General features: G+C 63.0%; 10 protein-coding genes and 1 pseudogene. 7 read left to right on the forward strand and 4 right to left on the reverse strand.

The genetic code is table 11. From position 1 onward, the window contains the following. Positions 1-94: 94 nt before the first annotated feature. The 3 genes from PVZ78_RS29790 to PVZ78_RS29800 all read left to right on the forward strand — a co-directional run bounded on the left by PVZ78_RS29790 (position 95) and on the right by PVZ78_RS29800 (position 2,392). The gene (locus PVZ78_RS29790) at positions 95-1,108 is read left to right on the forward strand and encodes an Ldh family oxidoreductase (RefSeq protein WP_273829671.1); all 1,014 of its coding nucleotides are present in this window, start codon (positions 95-97) and stop codon (positions 1,106-1,108) included. Between the two features lie 229 nt (positions 1,109-1,337). Then, entirely contained in the window at positions 1,338-1,868 is a 531-nt protein-coding gene (locus tag PVZ78_RS29795) for a GNAT family N-acetyltransferase (RefSeq protein ID WP_337960408.1), read from the forward strand. A 182-nt stretch (positions 1,869-2,050) separates the two neighbouring features. Continuing rightward, on the forward strand, positions 2,051-2,392 hold the full coding sequence (locus tag PVZ78_RS29800) for a YXWGXW repeat-containing protein (protein ID WP_009047466.1): 342 nt from the start codon (positions 2,051-2,053) through the stop codon (positions 2,390-2,392). Between the two features lie 177 nt (positions 2,393-2,569). Here the strand turns inward: PVZ78_RS29800 and PVZ78_RS29805 are convergent, their stop codons facing one another. Next, entirely contained in the window at positions 2,570-3,232 is a 663-nt protein-coding gene (locus PVZ78_RS29805) for an NADPH-dependent F420 reductase (RefSeq protein ID WP_289942882.1), read from the reverse strand. Positions 3,233-3,334: 102 nt separating this feature from the next. Here PVZ78_RS29805 and PVZ78_RS29810 point away from each other — a divergent pair, with 102 nt between their 5' ends. Both PVZ78_RS29810 and PVZ78_RS29815 read left to right on the forward strand, forming a co-directional pair. Beyond that, positions 3,335-4,225 (forward strand): LysR family transcriptional regulator, encoded by an 891-nt coding sequence (locus PVZ78_RS29810; RefSeq protein ID WP_273829683.1) that lies wholly within the window; start codon positions 3,335-3,337, stop codon positions 4,223-4,225. A 234-nt stretch (positions 4,226-4,459) separates the two neighbouring features. Further along, complete coding sequence (locus tag PVZ78_RS29815; protein ID WP_273829673.1) at positions 4,460-6,238, forward strand: putative bifunctional diguanylate cyclase/phosphodiesterase; 1,779 nt, start codon at positions 4,460-4,462, stop codon at positions 6,236-6,238. 33 nt (positions 6,239-6,271) lie between these two features. Here the strand turns inward: PVZ78_RS29815 and PVZ78_RS29820 are convergent, their stop codons facing one another. Both PVZ78_RS29820 and PVZ78_RS29825 read right to left on the reverse strand, forming a co-directional pair. Beyond that, positions 6,272-7,186, reverse strand: a complete 915-nt coding sequence (locus tag PVZ78_RS29820; RefSeq protein ID WP_101281938.1) for an SGNH/GDSL hydrolase family protein — start codon at positions 7,184-7,186, stop codon at positions 6,272-6,274. Positions 7,187-7,435: 249 nt separating this feature from the next. Further along, complete coding sequence (locus PVZ78_RS29825) at positions 7,436-10,723, reverse strand: autotransporter outer membrane beta-barrel domain-containing protein (protein WP_029526100.1); 3,288 nt, start codon at positions 10,721-10,723, stop codon at positions 7,436-7,438. Positions 10,724-11,305: 582 nt separating this feature from the next. Between PVZ78_RS29825 and PVZ78_RS29830 the strand changes: the two are divergent. Beyond that, a pseudogene (locus tag PVZ78_RS29830) lies at positions 11,306-11,965 on the forward strand (hypothetical protein); the annotation flags it as partial. On the opposite strand, the gene PVZ78_RS29835 reads toward PVZ78_RS29830, so the two are convergent. Then, positions 11,962-12,603 carry a hypothetical protein gene (locus PVZ78_RS29835; protein WP_124339695.1) on the reverse strand — a complete coding sequence of 214 codons (642 nt, stop codon included), beginning with the start codon at positions 12,601-12,603 and terminating at the stop codon, positions 11,962-11,964. The pseudogene PVZ78_RS29830 and the gene PVZ78_RS29835 overlap by 4 nt on opposite strands. Before the next feature lie 225 nt (positions 12,604-12,828). Here PVZ78_RS29835 and PVZ78_RS29840 point away from each other — a divergent pair, with 225 nt between their 5' ends. Continuing rightward, entirely contained in the window at positions 12,829-13,011 is a 183-nt protein-coding gene (locus PVZ78_RS29840) for a type II toxin-antitoxin system HicA family toxin (RefSeq protein ID WP_124339696.1), read from the forward strand. The last annotated feature ends 88 nt before the right edge of the window (positions 13,012-13,099 follow it).

A 13,099-nucleotide genomic window follows, 5' to 3' on the forward strand; every position in this document is an offset into this window, starting at 1 on the left:
ACGATAAGGCCGCAGGCCTTCGGCGATCTCACCTTCAATCCAATAGGGTCGGGTTTCCCCGGCCTTGACTGTCGCCACCGGACCAGGAGTCCCTATGTCCGATCTCGTTACCCTTTCCCTTGCCGAAGTCCAGGCACTATCCCTCAAAGTCCTGACCCGCCACGGCCTGTCCGATGCCCATGCCCGGGCTATTGCCGAGGTCATCACCCAGGGGCAGCGCGACGAGTGCCGCTCCCACGGGGTGTATCGCCTGCTGGGCTGTGTGCGTTCCGTGCGCGAGGGCCAGGTCGATCCGCAGGCCGAACCGAGCCTGCGGCCTATTTCCGCGGGCGTGCTGGAGGTGGATGCGCACTACGGCTATTCCTTGCTGGCGTTCCAGACCGGCTTGCCGTTGCTGGCGGAAAAGGCCCGCAGCCAGGGGCTCGCGGCCATGGCGATCAAGCGCTGCTTCCACTTCTCGGCGCTGTGGCCGGAGGTCGAGGCGATTGCCGCCGAAGGGCTGGTGGGCATCGCCATGAACCCCAGCCACAGCTGGGTGGCGCCGGCCGGTGGCAGCAAGCCGGTGTTCGGCACCAACCCCCTGGCCTTCGCCTGGCCACGACCGTCGGGCCAGCCGTTCGTGTTCGACTTCGCCACCAGCGCCATCGCCCGCGGCGATATCGAACTGCACGCGCGCCAAGGCAAAGCCATCCCCGAACATTGGGCCATCGACGCCCAGGGCCAGCCCACCACGGACGCCAAGGCGGCCCTGCAAGGCGCCATGCAAACCTTCGGCGGGCACAAGGGGTCAGCCCTGGCGGCGATGATCGAACTGCTGGCCGGCGCGCTGATCGGCGACCTCACCAGCGCCGAGTCCATGGCCTTCGACGCCGGCGTCGGCGCCGCGCCCTGCCATGGCGAACTGATCCTGGCGTTCGATCCGAAGGTGTTTCTGGGGCAGGACTACGAGAACGGCCTGGCGCGCGCCGAAGGGCTATTCGCGGCCATCACCGCGCAAGGCGCGCGGCTGCCGTCGCAGCGGCGTTTCGAGGCCAGGGCGCGCAGCATGCAACACGGCGTGCAGATTCCACTCGCGCTGTTCAACGATATCCAGGCGCTGTTGGCGTAGTAACCACGATTTCCTGTAGGAGCGAGGCTTGCCCGCGATGGCGTCGCAGGCCTTCAGAAAGGGGTTGCTGCCTGGAACAGGGTGGTGGCCTGTGGTGGCGAGCAAGCTTCGCTCCTAAAGCTGTCTGCGTGTCAGGGGGCGGTTCTGCTACGGATATCCGGCGATGCCGACGCCGACCTGCTACTTTCTCTGCGGCATCTTTCCATCGGTGAATACGGATATCCAGTTGATGAACCACCACCTCGAAACCCCCAACCTGCTGCTGCGCCCGCGCACCTTCGAACACTTCGAGGCGTGCATCGCCATGGACCTCGATCCGCACGTCACCCGTTACCTTCCCGGCCCCTGGGACGGTGGCGAGGAGCACCGTGACTTCGTGCGTTCGCGCATCGAGCGTGATTTTGGTGAGCACTGCGGTTACTGGGCGATCTTTGCCAAGTCCGCGCCGGAGGAGTTTCTCGGCTGGGTGTCGTTCATTCCCTACGAGGCCGTCGGCCCCGAGTTGGAAATGGGCTGGCGCCTGGTGCGGCGGGCGTGGGGCAAGGGGGTTGCGTCCGAGGCGGCGGGGCGCATCGTCGAGCATGCCTTTCTCGGCGCTGGAGTCGAACGCATCGTCGCCGATGCCCATGCCTTGAACCAGGCGTCGTTGGCGGTGGCGCGCAAAGTGGGTTTTCGTTTTGTGCGCGACGGCGAGTTCGAAGGCTTGCCGAGCAAGTTCTTCGAGATGACCCGGGCGGATTTCGACGCTCGACGACCTTGATCTGCCGCCGCTGGCTGGCCGTTTGTCGCCACCCCGCTGTCGCGATCTGCCGGCCGCTACCAGGTTCAGCAAGCAGACAGTTTCGAGCTGTTAAAACACTCCGTACGCCTGGCAGGAGCCGGGTGGTTGCAGGGGGCGTTGTCAGCAGTTCAAACGTCGGCGTCAAGCGCCGGGGAGGCAGCATGTTGTTACGTTACACGGCTCTGATGGCGGTGGTCGTAGTGGCCTCCGGGTGTGTGCAGGAACGGGTGGTGCATGAGCGGCGGGTGGTCGAACGCGCGGCGCCGGTGGAGTACACCGAGGTGGTTGCGTCGCAGCCACCGCCGGTGCGGGTTATCGAAGTCGAGCCCATGCATCGCCCGGGTTATGTCTGGTCCCGGGCTTACTGGCACTGGGATGGCCGGCAATATGTGGCGGTCCATGGCCACTGGGAGCCGTTGCGCCCCGGGTACCATTATGTGCACCCGTTCTGGGAGCGTCGCGGCGATGGCTGGCACCTGCATGCGGGTGGCTGGGCCAGTTGAGCGAGAATAGCCCCAGCTATAAAAGCGAAGGTAATCCGTTGTAGGAGCGAGGCTTGCCCGCGATGGACTTGAGAGCGCCGCGTTTACCCAGTAGATGCGCGTTATCGTTAGCGACCATCGCGAGCAAGCTTCGCTCCTACCCTTTCTTTGACTGATCGACATCAAATGCTGCTGGCGTTAGGAGCGCCACCAGCCTTCGGGCAGTTCGACCTCGCGTTGCGCCTGCGCCAGGGCCGCGCGCAGCCCCGGTTTATCCAGCGGGATGCAGTAGGCCGGTTTGGCCCGTTCGAAGCGCCAGCTGTCCGCCAGGCCGCCGCCATCGACAGCGTCGAAACCCAGCTCGTCGAGCAGTTGCACAACCTGCGCCTTGGCCTGCGGATCGTCGCCGGCAATCGGCAGGGCCCGACGATCGGCAGCGCCGTCGGGGCGGGCGTCGGTCAGCAGGTCCTGGGCGAGGATGGCATTGAACACCTTCACCACCCTGGCGCCTTCGAGGTGCTCGGCGAGCAGTTGGCTGGTGGTGGTTTCGAAGCGGTCCAGGGCCTCAATATGGCCGTCGCGATCCGGGTAATAGTTGTTGGCATCCAGCACCGTCTTGCCGGCCAGCAGGGCCGCGGGGAGGCTGCGGTAGTGGGCCAGTGGAATGGCCACCAGCACCAGCTCGCCGAACTGCACGGCGTCTTCGACGCTGCCGATGCGGCTGCCGCGAATGCCGCTGGCCACGCTGCTCATGGTCTGCGGGCCGCGGGAGTTGCTGAGCAGCACCTCATGTCCCGCCGCCAGGGCCAGTTGCGCCACGGCGCGCCCGATAAAACCTGCTCCGATAATGCCGATACGCATGTCCATGCTCCGTTGAAAGGGTCGAGCGGCTATGATGATTCGCCACTCAATGGCGATAAATAAGCATCTGGTACTGGGTCTCGTTACTGGGAGTGTTGAATGATGGATCGTCTGACCAGCATGGAGGCCTTTGTCGTGGCCGCCGAAAGCGGTTCCTATGCCCGTGCGGCGACTCGCCTGGGGCTATCGCCGCAGATGGTCGCCAAGCATGTCGCGGCGCTGGAGCAGCGGCTGGGCGCGCGCCTGCTCAACCGCACCACGCGCCGGCAAAGCCTGACCGAGCTGGGCAGTGCCTACCTCGAGCGCTGCAAGCACATCCTCGGCGAGGCCCAGGCCGCCGATTCCCTGGCGCAGATCATGAACGCCACGCCCCGGGGCAAGCTGCGCATCAGCGCGCCGGTGACCTTCGGCTCCTACAGCCTCATGCCGTTCGTGACGGCGTTTCTGCGCGAGCATCCGGAGGTGGAAATCGACCTGCACCTCACTGATCGCTACATCGACCTGGTGGAGGAGGGCTACGAGGCAGCCTTTCGTATCGGGCCACTGGCCGACTCCAGCCTCACCGCCAGGCCGCTGGCGCCCTATCGGCTGATCGCCTGCGCAGCGCCTGCCTACCTCGCCGCCCGGGGCACGCCACGGGTGCCGGCCGATCTCGAACAGCATGAGTGCCTGGGGTACGTCTACTGGTCCCGGCCGGCGGACCACCAATGGCAGTTCCGCCGCACCGGCCAGGTGCATGAGGTTCAGGTGCGCAGCCGCTTGCAGGTCAACGAGAGCAGGGCCCTGCTATCGGCGGCCGTGGATGGCTTCGGCATCGTCCTGGGGCCGGCGGATTTTCTCGAACCGGCGCGGGCCGCGGGGGAGTTGGTGCAGTTGCTGCCCGGCTATGAGGCGCCGAGTCGCGCCATGCATCTGCTGTACCGGCCGGACCGGCAGATGACCGCCAAGCTGCGGCACTTCATCGATGCGGCTATCGCACGTTTTGGCGCCTGAGATCAGCGCCGAAAACCGTCAAAGCGCTCTAGACCGAAGGTCTTGAGAACCGCACTTTTTTGTAACCGATACCGTTCGTCCGACGGATGGGTTTGGCAAGCGCCTGCCCGTCAGTCATTCTGGAGGGCGATGTCCTAATGCCACTATCGCATTCAAGGTCGTCGCGTCCCTCCAGCCTCCCTGCGAATAGGTTGTTTATTGTGATGATCGCGTTATCCCGGCCCGAGGTTGTGTATGCCCGATAAGGCGATTGCCGAGGAGCGGCGCCTGGCCGCCCTGCATGCCCTGGAGTTGCTGGACACCGCCAGTTGCGAGAATTTCGACCGGATCTGCCGCATGGCGGCCGAGTACTTCAAGGTGCCGACCGCCTTGATCAGCCTGGTGGATCGCGATCGCCAGTGGTTCAAGTCGCGGGTGGGGTTCGATCAGCCGCAGACCCCCATCAGCCAGTCATTCTGTGTCTTCACGGTGCAAGGCCGCGAGGTGCTGGAGGTGCGCAACGCGGCGCTCGATCCGCGCTTTTGCGACAACCCGCTGGTGACCCGGGACCAAGGCATCCGCTTTTACGCCGGGGCGCCGCTGTTGACCTCCTCCGGTTATGCCATCGGCAGCCTGTGCATCATCGACAAGGTCGAGCAGCAGTTGAGCATCGTCGAACGCCAGCAGTTGCGGGACATGGCGGCGATGGTCATGGAGCAGGTCGAGCAGCGCCAGCGCCTGCGGCGTCGCGACCCGGTCAGCGGCCTGGCCAATCGCGAGCAGTTCCAGGGCGACCTGCGGGATCTGGCCGAGCATCACCTCGGCGAAAAGCGCGTGCTGGTGTTGATCGATGCCCTGGACATGAAGGTCGCCCACGAATTGACCCTGGCCCTGGGGCTGGCACCTTTCGAGACCATCATCCGTTTTCTCGCGCTGCGCCTGCAGGAGTACCTGGGGCGGCATGTGCGGGTCTATCACGTGTCGGTCAAGCGCTTCGGTTTCCTGCTGCCGGCGCCGGCCGAAGGACTCGACAAGTTGCTCGATGCCCTGGTCAGTCGCCTGCGCCGCCAGCCGCCCGGGCTGGGGTTTCCCATGATTCCCACGGTCTGCGCCGGAACCGTGGAGTTCGAGATCGATACCCAGTCGGTGGACGATGCCTTGCGCAAGGCCATGTTCGCCCTGGAGCTGGCCATGGCCAGGCGCAGCTTCTGGGCGCACTACGATGCCGGGCGCGATCATGCCCAGCGCCGCGCCTTCAACCTGGCCTCGGACCTCAACGATGCCTTGCGCAGTGGCCAGATCTACCTGATGTTCCAGCCACGCTTCGCCCTGCCCGACGGGGCCCAGGTGAGTGCCGAAGCCTTGCTGCGCTGGGAGCATCCGTGGCTGGGGCCGATCTCGCCCGCCGAGTTCATTCCGGTGATGGAGCGCAATGGCCTGATTCATCAGGTGACCCGCTGGGTCATCGACACGGTGCTGAGCAAGTTGCACAGCTGGAGCCTGCCCGAGAGCAGCAAGCTGTCGATCAATCTGTCGCCCAAGGATTTCGAGGACCAGGATATCGCCGAGCTGATCCGTCGCGCCTGCGAGCTGCATCGCATCGACCCGCGGCGGCTTGAAGTGGAGATCACCGAAGGCGAGTGGCTACGTTCCAACCCGAATGTCCTGGCGCAGCTGACGCGCATCCGCGAGTTGGGCATGGATGTGGCCATCGATGATTTCGGCACTGGCTACAGCAACTTCGCCTACCTGCATCAGATCCCGGCCAATGTGGTGAAACTCGATAAGTCGATGATCACCGACCTGGAACGCAACACCCAGCACCAGAAGATCACCCGCTCGATCATCAGCCTGGCCCGCGAACTGGGTTATCGCACCGTGGCCGAGGGTATCGAGAGTTTCAAATGTCTGCAGATGCTGTACGCGTTCGGTTGCGATGAGGCCCAGGGCTATTTCCTCGCCCGGCCGATGTTGCAGGAGCGCTTCCTGGCCTGGAGCGGGGCGAATCGTTTTCCGTTGCAGTCCTGCGTCTAGGGCAGGGCTGCTGCTCATCGATGAGGCTGTGGCTTAGTGGGCCTGGCCGAGGGCCTTGGCCATGGCTTCCCCCACCAGGGCATGAACCTTGCGGGTCGGGTGCCATTCATCCCAATAGAAATATTCGTCTGGATGGGCGCATGCCGGCTTCACCTCGGGGTAGGTCGGCTGGCACGGCTGGTCGAGCTGGGTCAGGCCCTGTTCGCCAGGCTGGCGGCGCAGCTGGTCGCTGAAGGCGATGTGGTCGAAGTAGGTGATTTGTACATCGAGCTTTTTGCTCTCGGCCACCAGCAGCGGCGGCAGTTGCCGTTCAAGTATCTGCTGATAGCGCAGCGCCGGTTCGCGCTGCCCGCTGGCCACCACTGCCGGAGCATGGCTCAGGTCGGTGCTGCCGATTACCAGGAAATGCCTGGCCCCGGCCTTGGCCAGGCGGCTGACGGCGTTCTGGATATGACCGATGCTGCTGGCGGCCAATTCGTCGATCGGCTCCTGGTGGCCGAAGTCGGCGTGCTCGAAAAAGTCGTTGGCGCTGATGAAGATGAAGTACAGCGCGCGAGGGTCGGCCTGGCCTTTGGCGTTGGCCAGGTAGTCGTCGATTTGCCCGCTCACTCCTGTGTCGCGGTATGCGGTCATCCAGGCGTAGTAATTGTTCTGGCCGCTTTTCGCGCCGCCAACGGCGTGGTCGGTGAGGGGCAGCCGCAGGCTTTTGGCAAGCACTTCGACGGCGGTCGGACCGTTGCTCCAGCGGCCTTGCCAGTACAGCTCGCCGGGCAGTTGCTGAGCGTCCTTGAGCTGCTGGGCGAGCATGTCCCGGGTCAAGCGGTCGCTGGCGCCGTTGTCGGAATAGCTGTCGCCAAAGGCGTAGAGATGATCGAACGAAGGGCCGGCCAGACAGCTGCCGGCGACCAGTGAAAGTGCGAGCAAGGGAGCGAGCAGGATCTGGCGCATGGTCGGTCTCTATGGTGAAAGGCGAGGGCCCATCGTAGAAGTTTCGAGCGCTGCCGATGCACCGGATACGACCTGGGCGTAGCCGTACTCGTCCGCGCGTGCCTGTGGGCGACCTGTACGACTAAAGTCTCACCGCGGCGAACGGGCGAGCAGGGCCTCGACCTTTTGCCCGAACGCCAGGGCGGTTTCAAATACCGAATGGACGTGTGTACTTGCCGGGCAATGAGTGCGTCGACTCAAAGAGAGCTGTCACCACGTATACCGGTAGCCGGCGCTGACCGACCAGGGTTTATCCAGCTTCGAGCCGTTGGCGTATTCATAGTCGGCATAGACGCGGTGGCTGGCACCCAGCGCGGCAGCGATGCCCAGGCCCAGCTCGGTACGGCCACCGGACAGGTCGGTGCGGGTGGCGATGCCGTTGGTGCGCACCGTACTTTTGCCGTTGAACTCCTGCGCACGGCCTACCTTGACATAGGGTTGGATAAAATCTGCGTTGGCCAGTTCGATGCGGCGACCCAGCGCGGAGCCTGCCCGTAATTGCAGTGAATTGCCGGCTCCCGCCGAAACGTCGAGCCCGTTGCTGGCTCGATAGTTATCGCCGTTGACGTGGACGACCGCCATGCCAGCCTGCGGCTCCACGAACCAGCCCTCGCCCAATTGCAGCTGGCGCCCCGCTTCGAGGGTGGCGCCGATGGCGTTCTGGGACGTTTTGCCTTTCACCCTTTGGCCATCGGTGGCCTCCACCTTGAAGTCCTGCTGTATACGGTTGGCCTTGAGCACGCCATCGACGTACCAACCGGAATCCGCCAACCAGGTGGTATAAGCGCCCAGGTGATAGCTGTTGGCACTGCCCGAGCCATCGCCCGAGAAGTGGCGGTCGGCGGAGCTGTAGCCGGCGATGCCGCCGATGTACCAACGGCCATCCTCGACCGGCAGGGATTTGTCGGCGCCGATTTGCATCCCGCTGACGGTCTGCTCGAATGCTCGCGCTCCATGGTTATCGAGCTTCTGACGCTCGCCAAAGCTGCGTATCCAGAGCCCGTCTTGATCCTTGCCCTGACGCAGCTCGCCCATGCGCCTGGCCAGCGTGCCTGACTCCGCATGCCAGATCGCCTGCGCGGTGCTGGCGGCCGAGGTGTTGATCGCCGCGTTGGCAGCCGTCGACAAATGTTCCGGCCGCGGCTTGTCAGGGCCAGGGGGAGTGACCGGTGGCGGATCGACGGGGAGAGGCGGAACCGGTGGCGGCAGCACAGGCGGGGGCTCCACGGGAGGCGGAGTTACTGGAGGGGGGATTATCGCAGGAGGCTCGACCGGGGCGTTTCGTCCGGTATTCAACAGCCTCCAGTCCGTAGGTCGGCCGCCTGCGCTGTCATCGCGCTTGAGCTCATAACGGTAGGTCCCGACGTCCACGACCTGGCCCCTGTTGGCCAACGAGAAGGAGCCTGGACCGCCTTCGGTCTGGATAAGCTTCAGGGCGCCATTGGCCGTCGCAGGTTCGGTCCCGCTGTTGGCCACCAGTACGCGGTGATTGCCCTCGACGGTGCCTGCGACACGCAGCAGATCACCCTGGCCGGAGCCGATGTCGGTGCGCATTTCGAACAGGCCGCCACCCTTGAGATTGCCGCTGATGTCCAGCGTCTTGAAATCGCTTCCAGGGGTGTCGAAGGAAACGCTGCCCGTCGTGTCCAGGTCCGCTACTGCCGAGTTGCCGCGCACGCGCCAGACACTGCTGTCGTCGATGCTCAGTTTGTCCACGGTCCGCCCGTTCCGATCGAGCAGTGCGCCGGTCAGCATGGAATGGTCCTGCAAGCTCAGGCTCGCCGATCCGCTATCGATCGCTACATCGCCTTCGAGGCGGCTGCGCAGTGCATTGAGCTGCACGTTACGCGCGGCGATGTTCAGCTTGGCGTTGTCGCTGCCGGTCCATTCATCCTGTTGCAGGAGGGTGCCATTGCCGCCATTTCGCGATTTGCCGATGACCATACTATCGACCAGGTTCGCTGTCAGGCCGGAACCTTCGACGGTGATGCCATGCCCATCCTCGGTTTCGATATGGCTGTTGCGGATGGTGACTTCATTGTCGACTCCAGCCTTCATCGAGTAGGCCATTAAGCCGGCAGCGCCCGTACCGCTGGTGCGCATGTCAACGCCGTCTAGCGTGACCGTTGCGCCGCTGTTGCCCATCCTCAAGCCGGTGGCGAAATCTCCCGTGGTGCGTACTGTCGTCCCCGTGGCCTGCAGGCGACCGCCATTGACCAGCATGCCGTAGGCGGTCTTCCCATGGGTGGTCACCGAACCGCCTTCGAACGCGATATCGGACACAGCGGTACGCGACACCACACCGATGGCCGCCTGACCAAAGGTCTCGATGGCAACGTTACGGAGCGTACTGGTCGCGCGGCCGCCACTGCCGGTCCAGGCTTCGGATGAGTAGAGACCGTGGCCGCTGGTCCCGTGGGTGGTGATCGAACCGCCGTCCATGGTGAAAGTACCCGCGCGGTTGTCGACACCCACGCCATTGGCGCCGGTCATCTCGATGGTCGAGTCCTTGACGGATACGACCGCCTTGCTCGGCAGCCAGATGCCTGAAACCTGGGAACCGTTGCTGTCGATCTGTACGCGTTCCAGGGTGGCGCGACTCTCACTTTGTGCGTTGAGGCCATAGCCCGCCTCGGAATGAATCTTCACATCGGTCAACTTGGCTGTGGATTGGGTGATGCTGGCCCCCGAAGCGCTGCCCAGGTGAACACCGGAACTATAGGCGTCGATGGTGCTTTGGGAGAGCGAAAGCGTTCCCCCGGATGTCTCGATACCCCTTCCGCGGAGCGTGCGGATATCGGTATGGGTCGCAGTGACCGAGCCACGGTTGATCATGATGCCTCTGCTGCCCCATTGCGTGGCAGTGTCGTTGGCATTCAGCCTGGCCTTGTCCAGGACGATACTCCCACCGTCCTCGGCATTGACCGCGGCGGCTTCCGCTCCCCAGGCGGTAATTTCCAAGCCTTGAGCGGTAATTGTCGAACCTGCTCCCGCACTATTCAGGCCATGGGCGCCATAGCCCCGGGCGCTGATCGTCCCCCCGGTGACTTCGGCCTGGCCGCCCTCGCGGGCGTATACGCCGTGGGATTCCTGTCCTTCGGTGGTGATCGTGTTGCCATTCAGGACGGCTTTGCTGCCGGCGTCCTGCACCACTACGCCTTGGGCATTGCGGTAGCCCTGGGTGTTGATCGTGCTATTGGACAGGTCCAGTGTCCCGCCCGATCTCAGGGTAATACCCGTGGCCCCGACTCCCGTATCGGCGATCCCGGATTCGATGCTGACGCGATCGCCCGCGAGAGCGTTGCCGGCCCCACTGATAAGGATGGCTGGAGCGACTTGCCGATTGACCACCGTATCGCCGGGATCGAGCAGCATGGATTCGCCATTGGGCGAGGACAGGTCGATGCTGGGATAGGTGGCCGCTGCCGCGGTCATGGAGAGTGACGGGAACAACACCGCCAGGATGGCGAGAGAGAGGCGAGTCGGCTTCAGTGTCATGGAGTAGGGCTCCGCTGGACGCCGCTCCACACGAATTATCGAATCATCAGACTGCGATATTGATGGATTTCATTCGTACAGAATCGATGGGCGTGAAGGGTTGGCAGGAGTGCCTCGACTGCGCCGACTCCACGAGTCGTCAACGATTCGTGAGTGTGCGGCGAGTTCGAATGCGCAATTCTCCCCGCCGTTTCTGCACTGAGAACATAAGAAGGTTCTTAAAAACGGCCTTGTATGACACGGCGGCCAGAGCGTGTTTTTCCCGGCTCCCGCAGCGCTTCCAACGCAGGCAATGGCTGCCCCGCCGCGGCGTAACCCTTCAGTGGCTGCCAATACAATCGGGCAAACCATGGCTGCGACAAGGATGTTCATTGAGATGTTTCAGTAATATCTGACGCGGCAGGCCCAACAGAACCATCACGCTGGCGTGGGCTGGAAGTCTTGGTCGATTGGGGGAGATGGGGTTTTGCGTGTCCGCCCGGTAGTAGCAGCGTTTCCAGGTTCGTCCGCCTTGGGTCGAGACGTCCCGGAATGGGGAAGTGGAGCGGGTGAAGGGAATCGAACCCTCGTTATCAGCTTGGGAAACCTTTCATCACTCAGGTTCTGCCGCATGGCCTGAGCTTGCCCCGGGTTCCGAAAGGCAATCAGGTCTGGCAGCACAGCGAGGCCTGCCAGCAGCGCGTCGATGCCGATGGCAACTGGTTGCGCCAAACCGATGGCAAGATCCAGGACAAGGCGATCGAGCGCGAGGTGGAGGCCCTGGACAACCGCGAGCAGTTCCAGAGCCACACCCAGACGATCGACGACCATTCGACCGAGTCAGTGGGTGGAGTGAAGAAGATCGAGGCCCTAGGCGCGCTCAAGCTGCTTTCAGGCGGGTCCGCAAGCCTGGCGGCCGTGGATGACCTGCACCAGGCCACCGGCCGCGACCTGAATCTGGTGGTGGGGCAGAAACATAACGCCACCGTCGGCGGTGACATGCAGGAGAGAATCCAGGGGCTGCGCCGGAGTGTGGCGGCCGTCAACCAGCACCTGCAGGCGCCAAGAACCTGGATAGGGTCAGAAGGGGTTAATGCGCTGCAGGTGATATGCGATCTGCTCGACCTGGTGGCCGACATGAACAACCATCTGGCGACTCACACCCATGGGCCGACACCGCCGCCGGGCAACGCCGCTGCATTCACTGCAGCGGCAGCCAAGGCCAACCTGCTGGGCGGAAAGATGAAGCCAATCACCCTTTAAAAGTTGAGCCTGAGCATCGTCCGCCAGAGGTTTTTAATTGGCGAGATCCGGTGCTTGTCCCAATTGCGCTGCCACCATTCATCCTCGTTTTTCACTTCGGTCTCAATGTCGCTACCGGCCAGGGTGGCCGGCTGCTGGCGGAACAGCATCGGGAAGGCGCAGTGCTGCTTTATGCGCTTCTTGAAAATCACGTCAACAGGCGTGCCGTTGTACGGGGTGTTCGCCAGGATCTGACAACCCTCACGAGACAGGATATAGGCGTGCAGCGCAACGACGCGACCCCGGGCGATAAAGGGGAACCAGGTTAACCAGGTCCTGCCCATGCTGTACCCCAAGTGCAGCGCTTCAAATTGCCGAGTACGGATGAATTTATTGATCCAGCGGATGGGGGTCGCTTTCAGCTCATACGGTGCAACGTCGTCTTCGAAGATCAATACCCGGTCAAGTCCGCGCTCGAGCGCAATCCGTGCCAAGTCCTGGTGCGACTCATAGCAGCCTCGGACAGGGTCCGCGTTCCGCTCCACGACATGGAACACCACCGGGTTTCGGATAAGGCTTTGTACCGAGTCCCGGAACAGCTCTCGCCGGTCTGAGCGCTCTTTCAACGAAATGCAGTAGACAGCATCCACGTCGAACATGATTTTCCCGCACAAGCCTTTAATCCTTTCTGACACCAACCCACTCCTGCAAAACGACGAAAGGCGCGGACTAGAGCCGCGCCTGTTGCGGCAATTATGTCAAAACGATGGCGGGGGGACTGTACGGAACTTGTTACGATTGAATTCCAACGACGCGCAACATAAGTGTTGCACGTGCATCATAAGTGATGCACAATGGCTTCACCGAAACGGCGAGGGATACAGATGAAGTACAGTGAGTTTCGGCGTTGGTTGAAGGCCCAAGGCGTAGAGTTTCAGGCCGGCAAGGGTAGCCACTTCAAAGTTTCTCTAGATGGTAAGTCAACCGTATTTCCCGACCATGGCGCCAAGGAAATGGGCGAAGGGTTGAGAAAGTCGATAATCAAACAGCTGGGCCTCAAGGATTGAGGCCAAGCTTTACCCCTCGTCAGCAATTCAGGAAATCAGCAATTCAGGAAGGAAGGCAGGAAGCCGAGGAAGCCGAGGAAGCCGAGGA

This window comes from Pseudomonas sp. SBT1-2 (assembly GCF_028640875.1).
In the GTDB taxonomy this organism is placed as follows: domain Bacteria; phylum Pseudomonadota; class Gammaproteobacteria; order Pseudomonadales; family Pseudomonadaceae; genus Aquipseudomonas; species Aquipseudomonas chlororaphis_I.

Bases quoted from the DNA above. Each gene is read 5' to 3' on its own strand.
- PVZ78_RS29790 (WP_273829671.1), top strand. From the start codon at position 95: ATGTCCGATCTCGTTACCCTTTCCCTTGCCGAAGTCCAGGCACTATCC.
- PVZ78_RS29795 (WP_337960408.1), top strand. From the start codon at position 1,338: ATGAACCACCACCTCGAAACCCCCAACCTGCTGCTGCGCCCGCGCACC.
- PVZ78_RS29800 (WP_009047466.1), top strand. From the start codon at position 2,051: ATGTTGTTACGTTACACGGCTCTGATGGCGGTGGTCGTAGTGGCCTCC.
- PVZ78_RS29805 (WP_289942882.1), bottom strand. From the start codon at position 3,232: ATGCGTATCGGCATTATCGGAGCAGGTTTTATCGGGCGCGCCGTGGCG.
- PVZ78_RS29810 (WP_273829683.1), top strand. From the start codon at position 3,335: ATGGATCGTCTGACCAGCATGGAGGCCTTTGTCGTGGCCGCCGAAAGC.
- PVZ78_RS29815 (WP_273829673.1), top strand. From the start codon at position 4,460: ATGCCCGATAAGGCGATTGCCGAGGAGCGGCGCCTGGCCGCCCTGCAT.
- PVZ78_RS29820 (WP_101281938.1), bottom strand. From the start codon at position 7,186: ATGCGCCAGATCCTGCTCGCTCCCTTGCTCGCACTTTCACTGGTCGCC.
- PVZ78_RS29825 (WP_029526100.1), bottom strand. From the start codon at position 10,723: ATGACACTGAAGCCGACTCGCCTCTCTCTCGCCATCCTGGCGGTGTTG.
- PVZ78_RS29835 (WP_124339695.1), bottom strand. From the start codon at position 12,603: ATGTTCGACGTGGATGCTGTCTACTGCATTTCGTTGAAAGAGCGCTCA.
- PVZ78_RS29840 (WP_124339696.1), top strand. From the start codon at position 12,829: ATGAAGTACAGTGAGTTTCGGCGTTGGTTGAAGGCCCAAGGCGTAGAG.